Annotated in this window: 16 protein-coding genes and 1 pseudogene; 16 read left to right on the top strand and 1 reads right to left on the bottom strand. The window is 38.5% G+C overall.

All coding sequences use genetic code 11. The features are described 5' to 3' along the window. The first annotated feature begins 589 nt into the window (after positions 1-589). The 3 genes and pseudogenes from ACLUJM_RS08015 to ACLUJM_RS08005 all read left to right on the top strand — a co-directional run bounded on the left by ACLUJM_RS08015 (position 590) and on the right by ACLUJM_RS08005 (position 5283). On the top strand, positions 590-2404 hold the full coding sequence (locus ACLUJM_RS08015; protein WP_008817044.1) for a reverse transcriptase domain-containing protein: 1815 nt from the start codon (positions 590-592) through the stop codon (positions 2402-2404). Positions 2405-2508: 104 nt separating this feature from the next. Next, positions 2509-4264, top strand: a pseudogene (locus ACLUJM_RS08010) (helicase-related protein); the annotation flags it as partial. A 65-nt stretch (positions 4265-4329) separates the two neighbouring features. Next, a complete protein-coding gene (locus ACLUJM_RS08005; protein WP_008816968.1) occupies positions 4330-5283 on the top strand; it encodes a DUF3991 domain-containing protein in 954 nt (317 codons plus the stop codon). An 86-nt stretch (positions 5284-5369) separates the two neighbouring features. Here ACLUJM_RS08005 and ACLUJM_RS08000 read toward each other — a convergent pair whose 3' ends face one another. Next, on the bottom strand, positions 5370-5582 hold the full coding sequence (locus ACLUJM_RS08000) for a helix-turn-helix domain-containing protein (protein WP_008816967.1): 213 nt from the start codon (positions 5580-5582) through the stop codon (positions 5370-5372). Positions 5583-6182: 600 nt separating this feature from the next. Here ACLUJM_RS08000 and ACLUJM_RS07995 point away from each other — a divergent pair. The 13 genes from ACLUJM_RS07995 to ACLUJM_RS07935 all read left to right on the top strand — a co-directional run bounded on the left by ACLUJM_RS07995 (position 6183) and on the right by ACLUJM_RS07935 (position 16543). After that, complete coding sequence (locus tag ACLUJM_RS07995) at positions 6183-6383, top strand: hypothetical protein (protein ID WP_008816963.1); 201 nt, start codon at positions 6183-6185, stop codon at positions 6381-6383. After that, positions 6380-7021 (top strand): hypothetical protein, encoded by a 642-nt coding sequence (locus ACLUJM_RS07990; RefSeq protein ID WP_008816962.1) that lies wholly within the window; start codon positions 6380-6382, stop codon positions 7019-7021. Before ACLUJM_RS07995 ends, ACLUJM_RS07990 begins: the two co-directional genes overlap by 4 nt. Positions 7022-7248: 227 nt before the next feature. Next, positions 7249-8016 carry a DUF6602 domain-containing protein gene (locus ACLUJM_RS07985; protein ID WP_008816961.1) on the top strand — a complete coding sequence of 256 codons (768 nt, stop codon included), beginning with the start codon at positions 7249-7251 and terminating at the stop codon, positions 8014-8016. Between the two features lie 66 nt (positions 8017-8082). Continuing rightward, positions 8083-8424: a plasmid mobilization protein gene (locus tag ACLUJM_RS07980; protein ID WP_008816960.1), complete on the top strand. Its 342-nt coding sequence runs from the start codon at positions 8083-8085 to the stop codon at positions 8422-8424. After that, positions 8411-9799, top strand: a complete 1389-nt coding sequence (locus ACLUJM_RS07975; RefSeq protein ID WP_008816959.1) for a relaxase/mobilization nuclease domain-containing protein — start codon at positions 8411-8413, stop codon at positions 9797-9799. Before ACLUJM_RS07980 ends, ACLUJM_RS07975 begins: the two co-directional genes overlap by 14 nt. Next, positions 9741-10523 (top strand): PcfB family protein, encoded by a 783-nt coding sequence (locus tag ACLUJM_RS07970; protein WP_008816958.1) that lies wholly within the window; start codon positions 9741-9743, stop codon positions 10521-10523. Before ACLUJM_RS07975 ends, ACLUJM_RS07970 begins: the two co-directional genes overlap by 59 nt. Next, positions 10520-11443 (top strand): hypothetical protein, encoded by a 924-nt coding sequence (locus ACLUJM_RS07965; RefSeq protein WP_008816957.1) that lies wholly within the window; start codon positions 10520-10522, stop codon positions 11441-11443. Before ACLUJM_RS07970 ends, ACLUJM_RS07965 begins: the two co-directional genes overlap by 4 nt. Before the next feature lie 6 nt (positions 11444-11449). Beyond that, complete coding sequence (locus ACLUJM_RS07960) at positions 11450-11641, top strand: hypothetical protein (RefSeq protein WP_044947573.1); 192 nt, start codon at positions 11450-11452, stop codon at positions 11639-11641. After that, positions 11628-12638 carry a type IV secretory system conjugative DNA transfer family protein gene (locus ACLUJM_RS07955; RefSeq protein ID WP_412412586.1) on the top strand — a complete coding sequence of 337 codons (1011 nt, stop codon included), beginning with the start codon at positions 11628-11630 and terminating at the stop codon, positions 12636-12638. The genes ACLUJM_RS07960 and ACLUJM_RS07955 overlap by 14 nt, the downstream gene beginning before the upstream one ends. A gap of 3 nt (positions 12639-12641) precedes the next feature. Further along, positions 12642-14513: a DUF4368 domain-containing protein gene (locus ACLUJM_RS07950; protein ID WP_412412585.1), complete on the top strand. Its 1872-nt coding sequence runs from the start codon at positions 12642-12644 to the stop codon at positions 14511-14513. Then, on the top strand, positions 14510-14857 hold the full coding sequence (locus tag ACLUJM_RS07945) for a TnpV protein (protein WP_412412584.1): 348 nt from the start codon (positions 14510-14512) through the stop codon (positions 14855-14857). Before ACLUJM_RS07950 ends, ACLUJM_RS07945 begins: the two co-directional genes overlap by 4 nt. Positions 14858-14992: 135 nt before the next feature. Further along, positions 14993-15484, top strand: coding sequence for a YfbM family protein (locus ACLUJM_RS07940; protein WP_257332028.1), 492 nt, complete (start codon positions 14993-14995; stop codon positions 15482-15484). Between the two features lie 309 nt (positions 15485-15793). Continuing rightward, positions 15794-16543, top strand: coding sequence for an SMI1/KNR4 family protein (locus tag ACLUJM_RS07935; RefSeq protein ID WP_349933928.1), 750 nt, complete (start codon positions 15794-15796; stop codon positions 16541-16543). Positions 16544-16643 lie beyond the last annotated feature (100 nt).

Genomic DNA, 16643 nt, shown 5'->3' with positions numbered 1-16643 from the left:
GTGCGCCCGTAAGGGGCTGTAATAATCTTACCTTGAGCAAGTAATAGGGCAAGGTATTAAAGCGGAATAATCCGCACCCTATCGTCACCCGACTTATCCGAAAGGGGAAACCCGACGGGGAGTGTAGCATGTCGGAGGGCACGAAACACGGAAACTTCCAAAGTGTTTGCGTGGTAGTGACGAAAAGTTATGAATAAGGATGAAAGCTAAACTGCCTGAATGACAGTCGGAGATTGGGCAAAATGTTGCTCCATGCGTAAGGAAGTTATACTCGCATGTACTCTGGTGGATATGAGTCGGCCATGCGTACCCACAAGATACCCAGAGTAAATCAGCCATAGGATAATGGAAAACGGCGAACGTCACATCCGAAATCATAGCAGGCTTATGTTATTACAGTTCTAAACGGGGATTGCCTACGGTAAAACGCCGAAATATCGGCTATGAGTGCTATGAGAAAAAGCGACTCTGAATATTTACTATGGCAACAGAGTCTCCGTAGTAGTCCGAGGGCGGGAAAGCCGTCCACATGGCGAAGGGAGACAGTCTTTCTTCAATACAAATAACAAGGAAAGGTGCGTGAGGCATTATGAGAAGTCCCGAAAATGTATTGAAAAGTTTAAGTGAAAAAGCAAAAAACAAAGATTACAGGTACGAGAGATTATACCGTAACCTGTACAATCCAGAGTTCTATCTGCTCGCATACCAGAATATTGCGACCTCTCAGGGGAGCATGACGGCAGGGGCAGATGGACTCACTCTTGATGGTATGAGCATGGAGCGCATTGAAAAACTCATTGCGAAATTAAGAGACCATTCATACCAACCGAACCCAGCAAGGCGTGTCTATATTGCGAAGAAAAATAGCAATAAAAAGCGCCCATTGGGGATTCCGTCAACGGACGATAAACTGTTGCAGGAAGTCGTCCGTATGATATTAGAAGCAATTTATGAGCCGACATTCTCCGATAATTCACATGGTTTTAGACCGAAAAGAAGCTGCCATACAGCATTAAAAGAAATTGTAACGCTGTTTACTGGCGCAAAGTGGATAATCGAGGGAGATATTAAGGCTTGCTTTGACAGCTTCGACCACCATATCACAATACAGCTTCTGAGAAAACGCATAAAAGATGAAGCATTCATATCGCTGATGTGGAAATTTTTAAGGGCAGGATATATGGAACAGTGGACATACCATGAAACGTACTCCGGCAGTCCGCAGGGCTCCGGTGTCAGTCCGATACTTGCAAACATCTACCTAAATGAACTCGATGAGTTTATGGGGAAGATGAAAAAAAGTTTTGACAAAGGCGATACAAGAAACCGTAAAGTCCACAAAGACCATGATAAGGTACGCTGGGCTTATCGGAAAGCGCAGAAAAATCTGGAAACAGAGCGCACAGAAGCAAACCTGACCACATTTAAAGAAGCAAGAAAAGTGATGCTGTCCACGCCGCATTTAGATGAAATGGATAAGAGTTACAAAAGGCTTCAATACAACCGTTACGCTGATGACTTTCTGATTTCGATAACAGGCTCAAAGCAGGATGCCGAAAATATCAAGGAACAGGTGAGGATATTTCTGAAAGACAAGTTAAATCTTACGATGTCAGAGGAGAAAACTCACGTTACCCATTCCTCTGAAAAGGTGCGTTATCTTGGATACGACATAAGAATATCAAGAAGTCAGGATACGAAGCGGACGAAAAAAGGCTTACAACGGGTGTGGTATGGAAAAGTGCAGTTATATATGCCGAAAGAAAAATGGATTGCAAAACTGCATGAATACGGAGCATTTAAAATCAAAAAGGACGAGAACGGCAAAGAGAATTGGAAACCGCTCCACAGAGGGGCGCTTATGCCATTGGATGATGTGGCAATCATCAGCAAGTATAATTCAGAAATCAGAGGTTTGTACAACTATTACAGATTGGCAATCAATGTATGCAATCTGGGAAAATTCCATTCTATCATGCGTTGCAGTTGCCTAAAAACGCTGGCGGCAAAATATAATTCTTCTGTTATGAAGATGTATAAGAAGTACCGCAGTGAAAAGGGCGACCTCGGCGCAGATTATAAAACCAAGAGTGGAACAAAGCGATGTGAATTTTACAATGAGGGATTCAGGCGTAACAAGAATATCGCTCCCGAATTTGTAGACATTATGCCGAAGTATAGAGGTCGGATAAAACCGAACAGCCTTGCAGGACGCTTAAAAAGCGGAAAATGTGAAATGTGTGGGGCAAGCCCTGTAAAAGTGTATATGCACCATGTGCAACGCTTAAAAGATTTAAATGCTGATAATGAATTTGACGGACTGATGTTACAGAAAAGGCGGAAGTCACTGGCTCTCTGCCCGAAATGCTATGAAGAAGCAAAGCTAAAATCACTTAAACTATGAAAGATGGCGAGCCGTGTACATCGAGAGGTGTAAGCACGGTTCTGGAGGGGGTTACGCCAAGACCGCTGACGAAAGGAAGTATGGCGTGGCGTTTCCTACCTTATGAAATGTATACGATACAGCGCTATCTGCAATATGACCTACTGGAAGAACATGGACTTGAGAACTTTGATGCTTGGGCATCTACCTTTGGTGAAACAGTATCCGCAATCGAACTTGCACCAGAAGGAACCGGTTATCGCATGAAAACCAGATTCTCACGATTTTATAACTTGCCGGAACTTATTTCCATGTTTAAAGAGATCGCTGATATTAAAACTGCCGATATGTTGAATTTGCCTACGCCTACAGCACATTATGAAACAATAGCAGTAAAGCCTAGTGAGATGCAGAAAAGCATCGTAGAATCGCTTGCAAAGCGTGCAGAGAAAGTAAGAAACGGTGAGGACCCACGAATAGACAACATGCTTAAGATTACCAATGATGGAAGAAAACTAGCGTTAGACCAGCGATTGATTGATGATAGACTGGAGGACTTTGAAAATAGTAAGGTCAATATTTGTATTCAGAAGGTATTGTCTATTTACAAAGAAACAGAAGAGAAAAAATCCACGCAGTTAATATTTTGTGATATGTCCACTCCACATAGAAAGTCATCTTCTGTGAAAGAACAAATAGAAGCAGGAAACGAACTGTTATTTACAAATGTTTACGATGATATCGCTGAGAAACTAATAAGACGTGGTTGTGCCGGCTGATGAAATTGCTTATATTCATGATGCCGAAACAGATGCTACCAAGAAGGAATTATTTGCAAAGGTACGCACTGGAAGTATCCGTATTTTGTTAGGTTCAACCCAAAAGATGGGAGCAGGAACGAATGTACAAGATCTGTTGATTGCATCACATGACCTTGATTGTCCTTGGCGTCCATCTGATTTGGAACAGCGTGGAGGTAGAATCGTTAGGCAAGGCAATACCAACAGTGATGTTTATATCTATCGTTATGTTACCGAACAGACGTTTGATGCTTATTTGTATCAGCTGGTCGAAGGAAAACAAAAGTTTATATCACAGATTATGACATCAAAAAGCCCTGTACGCTCGGCTGAAGATATTGATGATGCGACCCTTTCTTACGCTGAAATCAAAGCATTAGCCAGCGGCAATCCTAAAATTAAAGAGAAGATGGATCTTGATATACAGGTCAGTAAACTCAAGATGGCGAAAGCAAATTATCTTTCAGAACGATATGATTTAGAGGATAGAATCATAAAATATTATCCAAAGAAGATATCTTTACTGGAAGAAAATATACGTGGTCTAAAGAATGATATAGCCACACTCAAACCTGTGGAAGACTTTTCTGGAATGATGATTAACAATATTCGTTATGATGAGAAGGAACATGCTGGTAATAGCCTAATATTGATGTGTAAAAAAATGGAATCATCAGAGCAGAAAGCAATAGGTGAATATCGAGGATTCCAAATGCTTCTTTCTTATGATGTTTTCAATAAAGCTTTCGTGTTGACTTTGAAAAAGGAAACAGCTTATTCCATTGAATTGGGTGATGACGTTTATGGAAATCTAAAACGTATTGATAATCTTTTGAACTCCTATCCTGACAAGTTAAAAAACGAAGAGGCACTATTTGAGGACGTGAAAAAACAGTTGGGAAATGCAAAGGAGGAAGTCAATCGACCTTTTGAAAAAGAAGAGGAGTTAAAGGAAAAGACTAAAAGGCTATCAGAATTAAATAAGGAATTGGATATCAGCAATAAGAATGATCCTAGCACAGTATTTGTGGATGATGAGCCGGATGAGAACGTGGAAAGTCGTAATGAAATGACACGATAGTAAAAATGAGAGATTGAGGACTTCATAGTTTTGGAGTCCTTTTTACTTTGAAATGAGGTGTTAATATGGGAAAGAAAATCCCCGAAAGTGATATGAAAAGAATTAGAGAGTTGGACTTACTGACTTACTTTAAAAATTATGAACCGCATGATCTTGTGAGAAATGGACATGTGGATTACACAACAAAATCTCATACATCACTGCATATGTCGCATGGATTATGGATGCACTGGTCATCAGGGATCGGTGGTAAAACAGCACTCGATTTCTTAATTAAAATTGAGAATATGAGTTTTCGGGATGCAGCAATGCATATTAAAAATCTGATAGACTTAAAGGAACCTGTGCAACACAATCAAAGAGAAAGACAGACAAAGAAACTGCGTCTGCCTTATCCTGCTGAAAATGATAATGATGCAATAGCTTATCTAATAAATAAGCGCTGCATTGATAAAAACATTGTGAACTACTGTCAAGAACAACGTTTATTTTATCAGGAATCTAAAGAGCATTGCATCGTCTTTGTAGGATACGATGAGAACCACTATCCTCGTTTTGCATGTAAAAGATCATTGGATAATGATATGAAAAAGGATGTCTGGGGCAGTGACAAAAGTTATGGATTTTCAATTACCAATGACAGTAATACTTCCCTGCACGTTTTTGAATCAGCGATTGATTTGCTGTCATATATGACGTTATCAAAGCAGAATCACAAGGATTACAAATTGGATAATTATCTTGCAATTTCTGGAGCCTCTACTTTGGTAAAGGATAGAAATCTTGAAGAATCTACAATTCCAATAGCATTAAAATCATTCTTAGAAAGGAATCTTCAAATCAAAGAATTACATCTGCATTTGGATAATGATAAAGCTGGTTACGATACAACGAGAAAAATTATTTTTCATCTACAAGATCAATATAACATTTTTGATGACAGTCCCAGACATGCAAAGGACATTAATTTGATATTACAGAATCAAGTTAAGAAAAGAAAATATAATTTAGAACGATAACAATAGTTCTAAGTCATTCATAGCTAATGTTTTTTATACAGTTTAAAGCGATTATTTATAGAAAAAAAGATAGCCTTAACTATCTTTCAAAAGGAATTATCATCTGGAAAATGTTCCATGATTTCTTCTATTTTGCAATTTAAGATATTGCATAATTTATCAATCGTGTTTACTTCAACATTATGATTTTTTCTTAATCTATTCAACTGAGAGCGATTTACATTATAATGTGTATAAAGATCATATTGAGATATACCCTTTGCTTTCATCGTTTGCCATAATCTATCATACTTTATCATTATTGTCACTCCAGTCTCCATCGTATAATTGCATTATAAATATTATTACGATAATATTGAATTACTGATAGTGTTCGCGTAAGAACACTATTTGATGCGAGGAGGTTTAATTATGGCTGAGAAAAATGTAGAATTTAAAGAATTAATTTACGATTTAATGAATGGTATGATGGAACTGAATGAGGCTCCAAGCGAATTGAGGTGCTATAGAAAATGAATTTGAAATTGGCAAAGTATGTGAAGAAGCGTATCAGAACATATATGATGCATATCATCATATATGTGAAAAATTTTGTATTAGTGAGGATAAAGATGTAGAAACCATCTTAACAAATTATTCGTTGATCACTAGATTTTTGAGTATGAAAATGTATGATTATGGATCACTATTTTTGCATGATGAAAATATCAAAGAAGTGATAAAGTTTTATAGAGAATTATCAGATGTAAAGAAGATAAGGTATATGGAGCTTATAGATATATTAAAAAAAGCTTTGAGTAATTTAGATTGATTATTGTATTATCTGAAGTAACAAATAAGTAATAAAGATGTGATTTAAAATAAACAGTTTCTTTTATATCTAAGGAGGATTATGTAGCATGTACAAGAAAATTGAAAAGGAAATACAGAAATTAGAACAACAAAAAACTTTGAAAATAGAGAAAAGAAATGAGTTAGACTGTGAAGTTAATCAGCTTAACTCTAAGCTGAAAGATTTAAATAATCTTAAAAATAAGTATCAGAAACTTGAGCAAAGTACAGATGATTTCTTTGAAAAACAGGAAGGAAAAAGTAAATGAAGCGTTATGATGTTGAGATTACTGAGATTCGGCAGGCTGTTATTCCTATTGAAGCTACATCAAAAAACTTTGCTGAACAGCAGGCAATGGAATTGGTAGATTCTGGAGAATTTCAATTTCAAAAGAGTGATTGGTATAAGATGGAATATCGTGCAACTGATAAAGGTCGTATACCTCAAAAGGAATTAGAATACTTCAGTGATGGTGTTTCGTTAAAGGAAATGGAAGATAGAATGATATATACAACTGATTATGAAAAAGGAAATCATGGTGGTTGTATCATGATTTTTAGCAAAGAAGGAAGTAAAATCTGGGCAGCCGAGGCACTGATGATTGAAAATGATATTGAAAATAAATTTGATTTTAAAAATTATTATGTCGTTGATTGTTGTTATCGAGTTATGGATTTTAAGTATGTAAATTATATGGATACACAACAGTATTCTCAATCATTAGAAAGACTGCAGGAGTTATATATTCATGAAGATATGCAAGGTATAAAAACAGGTTTTTACTCAGTGTCAGCGGATTTAAACTTCTATAAAATCAACATAGATCGCTTAGAAATCATGCACCAGCAGGAAATGAAGAACAAACAAAAAGGAAAGGAACAGCCTACGCAGGAATTGCCATTTTAGGATAGATGCGATTTGGATATAGGGCGAAACAATAAAATGTTTTGCTCTTTTTATATTATTTTAGAACTATTCAAATCTTTGAGTGTACCTTTATGTCTTGTACTGCAGCAAGCACTGAATTTGGCTACCCACAAATTCGCTTGTTAGGGTATACCCTAAGACCCATGCTTTAAAGTATGATCTATATTTGATATGATGTATTATATATCAAGAAAGGATGAGAGAATATGAATCAAGAAGAAAGTATAAGGTTACCTATACTTGTGCATAAAAGATGGTTTGAAAAAATTATAGCTGAATTAGATCTTATCACAAGCATACATCATAATGGAGAGAGAGGGAGAGAATGCGAAGAAGTTGTAAAGAATTTTCTAAAGGATTATATTCCTGATAAATTTACTATTGCATCTGGTTTTGTATACACAGAATCAAGTATAAGTAATCAATGTGATATTATGATATATGATTCATTTAATTATCCGGTATTGTTTTCCGGTTATGCAAATAAAATTATTTATCATGAAAGTCTAAAAGCAAATATTGAATGTTCTACTTTGTTGTCAAAAGATAAAATTAAGAATGATAACTTGAAGTTTACAAATCTCCAAAATGCTTTTAACAGAGATGAAAAATTAAAAAGTACCCTAAATTATAAAGCTCCTTTAAAAGTGATGTTCACATATAAATCAAATATATCTAGTAAAGAAAAAGTTCTGGAAATTCTAAATGATTTAGAAGAAAAAAATATAGACATGCTTTTTTGCGCACAATATGGTTTGTTTTTAAAATCGGAAAATAAGTATATTTCTTTTCTGAATGATGATAATTTTCATGGAGAAACGGAACATGATTTCAACCTATCTTTGGAAGAACAAGCATTTCAGATATTTTTAGCTCAACTCCTAGAACGGTTGGATTCAGAATATGAATACGAAAAATTGGGATTAACTATGAAATTTATGCGAGCTGCTAATCACGTTGATTATAAAGAATAGAATATTATATTTCAAAGACTTGTTTATTTTTATGAACAAGTTTTATTTTGTATTGGAGAGTTATTTATGAGAAAAAGAAATATTAGATTGATGATTCGCTTAAATGAAAAAGAAAATATATTGCTGATTGATAAAGTAAGAAAATCTGGATTATCAAAAGAGGCATATATTAGATACTTAATAAGTGGTTATATCCCTATGGAAAAACCATCACAGGATTTCTTTGATATGATAGATCAATTAAGGCGAATTGGTAATAACATTAATCAATTAGTGATGATTGCTCATAAAACAGGTAGTATAGATATCGCTCGCTATAAAAGAGATATTGCCGAATTGAATAAGAATATTCTTGAGATTAGAGAAAAGGTTTTGCTGCCAGAGGAGAATAGTGATGGCAACAACTAGAATATGGGATGTCAAAGACAATTTGAAACGTGTGCTTGACTATATTTCCAATCCAGATAAAACAACTGTCAGTGAAAGTGATTATCATTATAATGGATTGAGTCAAGTCATCAATTATACCACTCAAGATCTTAAGACTGAAAAGCAATTATATGTCAGTGGTATCAACTGTACAATGGCAACTGCACTCAAGGATATGATGATTACAAAGAAAGCTTATCATAAAACAGAAGGTATCCTTGCCTATCATGCTTACCAGTCATTTGCCCCTGGAGAAGTTGATGCAGAAACAGCACACCAAATAGGTATTGAATTAGCACAGGCGATGTGGGGGAATCGCTTTGAGGTACTGGTATCAACACATCTTGATAAAAAACATTATCATAATCATTTCGTGATTAACTCTGTTTCATTTAAGGATGGACTGAAATACTATGATAATAAGGAAAATTATAAAAAGATTCGCAAGTTGTCAGATGATTTGTGTCGTAAGTATCAGTTGAGTGTCATTGAGAACCCAAAAAAGAAGTCTATGCATTATGCAGAATGGCAGGCTGAAAAGCAACAAAGACCAACTTGGAGAAGTGCTATAAGGGAAGATGTCAATTATGCTATCAATAGGTCAATGACGATGAAACAGTTCTTCCAATGCCTAGAAGCACAGGGATATGAAATTAAATATGGTAAGCATATTGCAGTAAGACCACCAACAAAGGAACGTTTTGTCAGGTTAAGGAGTTTAAGTAACGATGGTTACTTTACTGAGGAAAATATCAAGGAATTGATATTGGAAAATTCCACTATCAAGTGGGAATTAATTCAAAAGGATACTAAGACACCACATTATTATTATAAAGGGGATATAAAGAAGGCACGGAAACTCACAGGTTTTCGTGCTTTGTATTTTCACTACATGTATAAAATGGGGATACTCCCAAAAAATGCACCTAATAAAAAGAGGGTGCATTTTTTATTCAAGGAGGATTTACGTTATATGGATCGTATTACAGAAGAAACTACTCTACTCTGTAAAAAGAAAATCAATACGTTGGATGATCTTGATTGCCATGAGCATAGTGTCCAAGATCGTCTGGAAAGTCTGATTAAAGAAAGACGATGTGTTTATAACAAGATTCGGCGCTGTCGCAATCTGGACAGCAAAGATAAACTACAGCAGGATGTTGCAGTTCTATCAGCTGAGATCAAATTACTACGTAAGGAGGTGGTGCTCTATGAGAGTATCCGACATCGCTCGGTAGCGATGAAACAGAATTTACAGGTTGTAAAAGAACAAGAACGAAAGGAGCGTGAGGAAAATGAACGCAGGCGGAGAAACAGCCGATCAGGTCGTGAGAATGTCCCTTCAGGGGATTGAAGTTGCGGCAAATATTGCCCTCAAGATTGGAGGTGCAGCTACAAAGTCTTTAGCAGCTACACTGTATGCAATGCTAAATGATAAGAAGAAAGTAAAAGGAGCGGCACGATTAAATTCTATGCTGCAGTCTGGTAAAGAACTCAAAGTTTTTGCGATTCGTCATGAAGATCTAAAGACATTCTGTCAGGAGGCAAAGCGTTACGGTGTGCTGTATTCCGTACTGAAAGAAAAGAACAATACGGATGGAATCTGTGACATTATGGTACGAGCAGAAGATGCATCAAAAATCAGTCGTATCGTTGATAAATTTGAACTTGCTACGATTGATACCAAGGCGATGCGTGAATCTATTCTATCTGAAAGAGAAAATCAGCCATTGAAAGATGTTCCGGTTATGTCAGCAGAAGAACATGACGATTTGATTGATTCCCTTATGTCATCTACTAAGCAAGAAGAAAAGTCATTTGCTGAAAACCCCACAATCGCTCGGACACAGAAAACGAGCGACGTTCCGTCCGAGCATATCTCAAAGAGAGCAAACGTCGCAGAGGATACTTCTGAACGACCATCTGTCAGACAGGAATTGAAACAAATTAAAAGTGAACGTGAATTGCGTATTGAGAAAAACAAACAGCGCAGTAAGGCACGAGGTCAGTCATTCAGTAAAAATCCAAACAGTAATCACAAGAAAAGAAAATCTAAGAAAAAGGAGAAGTCATTATGAGTGAATTATACGATGTATTTAACGAAGGCAAGGCAGAAAGTACAAAAAAGGAATGGACTCCAAAGCTTCCTAAAGAGGAATATGCAAAAAGGATGCAGGAATGGAGAACCGCCCTCTTCTCAATGGCAAATGAGCAGACTTTAAAAGCGATAGAATCTCCGGAAAATTATAAGTGCTATTTTGATCTGATGGTACGACTTGATTATCAGGTAACCAACACGCTGCTTGTTATGGCGCAATACCCTGATGCACAGCTGTTGAAAGAAGGTATCAAGTGGAGAGAAAACAATAAGTTTATTCGCAATGATGAAAAAGATAAAGGGATTCAGATTCTCGAACCCGGCTCTGAGTATATGCGACGTGATGGTACGGTAGGTGTAAACTACAATCCGAAGTACGTTTATGATATATCACAACTGAACGGTAAAGCAATCACAATTCCTGCTCCTAACTACAGCAATAAGGAAATCATTAGTGCCCTGATGCATGGAACAACAATCAAACCTGAAATAGTTACTGCTGAATCAGACTTGCCTAGTCCTGTTTATTATGCAGATGATGCAAAGAAGATTTATGTAAAAGCAGGTCTTGAACCGCAAGAGATGATGACGGGTCTAGTCAAAGAATACTGTACAGTGGAATGTCTGAAATCTGGTATCAGCAGAGAGGATAGTCAATTCATGGTTGCTAGTGCCTCTTATATCATTTGCCAGAAGTATGGTATCAAAGGATGTGATGAATCCTTTATCCAGCATGCTGGTGAGTATTTTGAAGGCTTGGATCAGCGTGAGGTCAAGGGTGAACTGGAAGATATCAAAGGGCTGTATAAAAGTGTATCAGATCGTATGGAACATGGTATCTATGCAAAGCAGCAGGAGCATATGGATAAGCAGAATGAACATTCTGATGTGTCCAGATAACAGCATATGAAAGAACAGTTTTATGATATCACAGTTACTGATACAGAAAGACGGATCATATTAAATGCCCTCAATCATTTAAGGTCACGACAGATTGAGGAAAAGAAAAGCTATGACTTCATAGACGATTTGATTCTAAGGGCTTGTGATGCTCCTGTCTCAAAAGGAAAGGTAAAGCGTGCATATGAAGAGAGATAGAAAAGAAGATTATATCTTTCTTGGATTCCTTGTGATACCGGTAATATGGGGAGCATTGCTATTTGCTCCCTACATGAAAAAAGGATTGTTCTTTGCATTATCAAACTTGAATGATGCAATCAACGATCCTTTTCATATTGTCTGGGTTTCTGATACACCCAGAACGATTCTGATTTTTGTACTTGCCTATTTGATAGGCATCGGTATTTATATCAGCAGTATAAAAAACTATCGAAGAAAAGAAGAGTATGGATCAGCAAAATGGGGAGATAATTCCAAAATCAATAAAAAATATACGTCCACAAAGTTTTTAGAAAACAAGCTGCTTACGCAGAGTGTACGTATTGGATTGGATGGTAAAAAGCATCGAAGAAATCTCAATACGATTGTCCTTGGTGGAAGTGGTGCCGGTAAGACAAGATTTTACGTAAAGCCTAATATCCTGCAATGCAATACCTCATTTGTAATCTTAGATCCAAAGGGGGAAATCTTGCGTGATACGGGTTATCTTTTAGAAAAAGAAGGTTATGTCATCAAGGTCATAGATCTTATTAACATGTCAAAATCTCATTGCTATAATCCATTTGCTTATATCAAGGATGATAAAGATGTCTTAAAGTTGATTACGAATTTAATTCGTAATACAACGCCTAAAGGGTCGCAAACGAACGATCCTTTCTGGGAGAAATCAGAAACTGCATTGCTAGAGGCGTTGTGTCTTTATCTGATACATGAAGCACCAGAGGAAGAACAAAACTTCACAATGGTCATGGAAATGATTGCATCCGCTGATGTAAAAGAAGATGATGAGGAATACCAAAGTCCATTGGATGAATTGTTTGATAGGCTGGAAATGCGAAAACCTGACAGTTTAGCACTCAAGCAGTATAAGATTTATAAACAGGCAGCTGGTGTTGTATGCTCTAAAAGACTTCTTAATCAAGCGGTTGGGAAGTCTCTTAGAACACACAACCTAAAATCGAAGAAAGGAGCGTAAGCCATGAGAAGAAACGAAAAAATCACTGCTCTTTATGAGCGATTGAGCCGAGACGATGACCAGCAAGGCGAGAGCAACAGCATATCGAACCAGAAGAAGCTGCTTGAAGAATATGCTGACCGTCAGGGCTTTTCTAACACAGTCCATTTCACTGATGACGGTATCAGTGGTACTTGCTTTGACCGTCCCGGATTTCTGGCAATGATGAAAGAAGTGGAAGCCGGGAATGTGGAATACCTTTGTATCAAGGACATGAGCCGACTGGGGCGTGACTATCTGAAAGTCGGTCAGATTATGGAGATACTGCGTCAGCGTGGTGTCCGTTTAATTGCCATCAATGACGGTGTGGACAGTGCCAGAGGGGACGATGATTTTACCCCATTCCGTAATATTATGAATGAGTATTATGCCAGAGATACCAGCCGCAAAATCCGTTCCACTTTCCAGTCCAAAGGCAAGTCCGGCAAGCACCTCACAGGTACAGTCATTTACGGCTACCTCTGGAATGAAAACAGAACCCAGTGGTTAGTTGATCCGGAAGCAGCCGAGGTGGTAAAGCGTATCTTTGCCATGACAATAGACGGTTTCGGACCGTATCAGATTGCAAAGAAGCTGTCAGAGGAAAAAATCTTGATACCCTCTGCTTACCTTGCACAGTTTGGAGAGGGTGTGAACAAAAATAAGACTTTCAAAGATGTGTACGGCTGGGGTGCTTCTTCCGTTGTAGAAATCCTTAAAAAGCGTGAGTATCTGGGGCATACGGTCAATTTCAAAACACGCAAGCATTTTAAGGACAAGAAAAGCCATTATGTGCCGGAGGACGAATGGACGATTTTTGAAAATACCCATGAGCCAATCATCGACCAGCCAACTTTTGACCTTGTGCAGAAAATCCGAGGAAATGTCAGACGCTACCCTAACGGCTGGGGCGAAGCTGCTCCCCTCACTGGCTTGCTTTATTGTGCCGACTGCGGTGGCAAGATGTATGTCCACCGTACCAACAACGGCAAGCGTATTTCTCAATATACTTGCTCCCAATACAGCAAAGTCCCTGTTGGAAAGCTCTGCACCACACAGCACCGTATCAATGAAGATGTGGTACTCTCCCTTATTTCTGATATGCTCAAAGCCATTGCCGAATATGCCAAGCATGACCGAGCCGAGTTTATCCGGGTGGTACAGGAAGCACAGTCCAGCCAGCAGACCGCAGAGGTCAGAAAACAGCGGACACGCCTTGCCACCGCAAAGCAGAGAGTTTCTGAGCTGGAAGTGCTGCTCTGTAAAATCTATGAGGACAACATTTTAGGAAAGCTGTCTGACAGCCGATATGAAATGCTGGACGCTCAATATGCAAAGGAACAAAGTGAGCTGACCACTGAAATTTCTGCTCTGGAAAAGGCAGTTAAGGGCTATGAAAAGCATGAAAAGGACGCTGACCGTTTTATCGCTCTGATTGATAAATACAAGAATTTTGACAAGCTGACCGTTACCATGCTCAATGAATTTGTTGAGAAAATCCTTGTCCATGAGCGTGACCGCAAAGGCAGCCGGGACACAACACAGGAGGTTGAGATTTACTTCAATTTTGTTGGGCGTTTCGTTCCCCCGGCATTTGGAGAAGTGGAGCTGACATCAGCGGAATTAGAGGAAATCCGTAAGAAAGAGGAACGCAAGGACAGGCTTCATCAGAACTATTTGAAGCGTAAAGCCAACGGCAAGCAGAAAGAATATGAGGAACGCACAAAAGCCAAGAAAAAGGCTGAAATCGAAGCCCGAAAAGCCGCTATCCGCACCGAGGATATTGCAAAGGGCGTATTTATCCCGGTGAGCAGTTTACCGCAGAGAGAGCCGCAGAAAGGAGCTAAGACAGCATGAAACTGACCTACACCAAACAAGGAGATTATCTCATTCCATATATTACGATACGCCAGCCGAGAAAGGCATTAGGACACTATGGCAGACTTCGCAAAGCCTACTTGCAGAACTTCCGTCCAATCCTGTTTAATGAACTGGTTCTTTCAGATATGCTTTTTGAACACTGTCTTGAAATCGAGGAAACCGCCAGAAACCAGGTTGATGTTATTATGTCGGGGCTGATGAAACAATATGGTATTACTGAGGAGTTGAAAGCTGAAAATCAGATGGAGTGGGTGCGGCAGATGAACGCTTGCAAGGCACAGGCAGAGGAAGTTGTAAAAGCGGAATTGATTTACAATTGAGCGAGGAAGTCCGGGCAGAAAACTGTTCGGACTTTTCTCATATCTCACAAAAGTTGTGGTAGAATTGTTCACAAGTTTTATGGTATAATTTGCACAAGTAAATGAACGGTAAATTGAAATGAGGAGGAAAGCAAAATGGGCATGATTGCAAATTATCAATCGACTTCTGACAGTGAACTGGAGAATTTCTTGTGTCTTGATGATGTTGAGGAATTACAGGAAAATGAAGATTTAGAAATATGCGACATAGACAAAATGTGGGACGCACTTCATTTCTTGCTGACAGGAAAATCTGCCAGTGAACCAATTGAGAATGACTTAATTAGCGAAGCGATTGTAGGTCAGTTTAATATTTCTGGAGAAGATATAGAAGAATTTATATCTGGAACACGAAGTAATAGAGTAAAAGAAATTGCAGAAGCGTTGCAGAAAATAGATTTTGAAAAATATATCGATAAATTTAACATGAGAAATTTTGCGAAAAACGATATATATCCTAACATCTGGGAATATGAAGATGAAGCTGATGAAATCAAAGATGATTTGAGGACTTCCTTTGAAAGCCTGAGAAAGTTTTATGCGAAAATGGCTGAGCAAGAAAGTGCTGTTTTGGTGTCAATTTATTGATATCTATTTATTACATTCATTATGGAAAGACGCTGAGCAAAAATCCCTTTAGGAACTAAAGGGCGCACTTCTATACTCTCCTGTCGGGAGTATTGTGCGTCCTGCGGAGCTTCATTCTCTGTCAGCAGAAAAAAGCTGCTTGACCGAGAATACTTCGTCACTTCGTTCCGTCAAGGTGGCTACACCCCCTTGCACCGCTTATGCGGTTATCCCCTGTGTACTTGCCGTCCGCAGACGGTTTTAAGAACCGTCCGCCGCCAGCAAGTTGAGCTAATAACAAGATGAATTGGGAGGATATTATGTATTTTTATGAATGACGAAATTTTCAACAAAAAACTTTTAGATTTAGCGGAAGGTCGGGAAACTCCGGAAAGTTGGTGGAACTGGTGGCATGACCATGAAGCGGAGCTGGAAAGCCTTTTAAGTCCAGGGGAGTTTTTGAAGTTGAAGCCCCGAACTCATGGTTTTTCTTGGGTGCCAGTGTTTGGTAGTCAGAAAGGAGCAATCGCCATTCTGGAAAGGAAAGGTGTGCCTTTTGAAACCAGTAATCTCTATCAGGAGAGGTATCTGGAAGAGTTGGATTTTTACTGTAAAGAGCAGAAAAGAGTACAGCGAGAAAAACAAAAGGAATTTAAGACCAAACATCCAGAGTTATTTTCCCACTATCCGAAGTTCTCCAATGCTTTGGCAAAGATATTGGACACCTCAGACGAGATTAAACCAGCCGCCACTGAGGAGCAGATTAGGAATCAAGAAAGCGTGCTGGACTTCACACTCCCGTCCCAGGTGCGAGAGTTCTTCCTGCTGACCGCTGGCATACAGGTATCCACAGGCGTGATTATTACCCTTTCCGGGATGTTTGATCTGACCATTCATGGAGAGCGGTATTGTGTGCTGGGCGAGTTCTGGAAAGAAGCGGATGGCGACCAGCTCCTGCTCCGCCCCGGAGAGGAAACCATCTGGTACTACGCCCATGAGCAGGACAAGGTAAAGCGCCTCTGCAATGGTATGACAGAACTGCTGGAGAAGAAATTGGCAAGGTATCTCAATGAGAATTGATTTTGCCCCTCGACAACTAAATACGGAAAAATAGACCGTTGACACACATCGTCATGTGAAAAAGTCGGCGGTCTTTTTTTATACCTATTTTTCAAAAAAG

It is taken from the genome of Finegoldia sp., assembly GCF_046991905.1.
Taxonomy (GTDB): Bacteria; Bacillota; Clostridia; order Tissierellales; family Peptoniphilaceae; genus Finegoldia.
The sequence above is the reverse complement of the archived record's forward strand: the minus strand, read 5'-3'. Positions and strand labels throughout refer to the sequence as shown.

Excerpts from the sequence above, each read along its gene's own strand:
- ACLUJM_RS07975 (WP_008816959.1), top strand. The coding sequence starts at position 8,411 with ATGGCAACAACTAGAATATGGGATGTCAAAGACAATTTGAAACGTGTG.
- ACLUJM_RS07980 (WP_008816960.1), top strand. The coding sequence starts at position 8,083 with ATGAGAAAAAGAAATATTAGATTGATGATTCGCTTAAATGAAAAAGAA.
- ACLUJM_RS07965 (WP_008816957.1), top strand. The coding sequence starts at position 10,520 with ATGAGTGAATTATACGATGTATTTAACGAAGGCAAGGCAGAAAGTACA.
- ACLUJM_RS07985 (WP_008816961.1), top strand. The coding sequence starts at position 7,249 with ATGAATCAAGAAGAAAGTATAAGGTTACCTATACTTGTGCATAAAAGA.
- ACLUJM_RS08015 (WP_008817044.1), top strand. The coding sequence starts at position 590 with ATGAGAAGTCCCGAAAATGTATTGAAAAGTTTAAGTGAAAAAGCAAAA.
- ACLUJM_RS07940 (WP_257332028.1), top strand. The coding sequence starts at position 14,993 with ATGGGCATGATTGCAAATTATCAATCGACTTCTGACAGTGAACTGGAG.
- ACLUJM_RS07970 (WP_008816958.1), top strand. The coding sequence starts at position 9,741 with ATGAACGCAGGCGGAGAAACAGCCGATCAGGTCGTGAGAATGTCCCTT.
- ACLUJM_RS07945 (WP_412412584.1), top strand. The coding sequence starts at position 14,510 with ATGAAACTGACCTACACCAAACAAGGAGATTATCTCATTCCATATATT.
- ACLUJM_RS07955 (WP_412412586.1), top strand. The coding sequence starts at position 11,628 with ATGAAGAGAGATAGAAAAGAAGATTATATCTTTCTTGGATTCCTTGTG.
- ACLUJM_RS07990 (WP_008816962.1), top strand. The coding sequence starts at position 6,380 with ATGAAGCGTTATGATGTTGAGATTACTGAGATTCGGCAGGCTGTTATT.
- ACLUJM_RS07995 (WP_008816963.1), top strand. The coding sequence starts at position 6,183 with ATGTACAAGAAAATTGAAAAGGAAATACAGAAATTAGAACAACAAAAA.
- ACLUJM_RS07950 (WP_412412585.1), top strand. The coding sequence starts at position 12,642 with ATGAGAAGAAACGAAAAAATCACTGCTCTTTATGAGCGATTGAGCCGA.
- ACLUJM_RS08005 (WP_008816968.1), top strand. The coding sequence starts at position 4,330 with ATGGGAAAGAAAATCCCCGAAAGTGATATGAAAAGAATTAGAGAGTTG.
- ACLUJM_RS07960 (WP_044947573.1), top strand. The coding sequence starts at position 11,450 with ATGAAAGAACAGTTTTATGATATCACAGTTACTGATACAGAAAGACGG.
- ACLUJM_RS07935 (WP_349933928.1), top strand. The coding sequence starts at position 15,794 with ATGAATGACGAAATTTTCAACAAAAAACTTTTAGATTTAGCGGAAGGT.
- ACLUJM_RS08000 (WP_008816967.1), bottom strand. The coding sequence starts at position 5,582 with ATGATAAAGTATGATAGATTATGGCAAACGATGAAAGCAAAGGGTATA.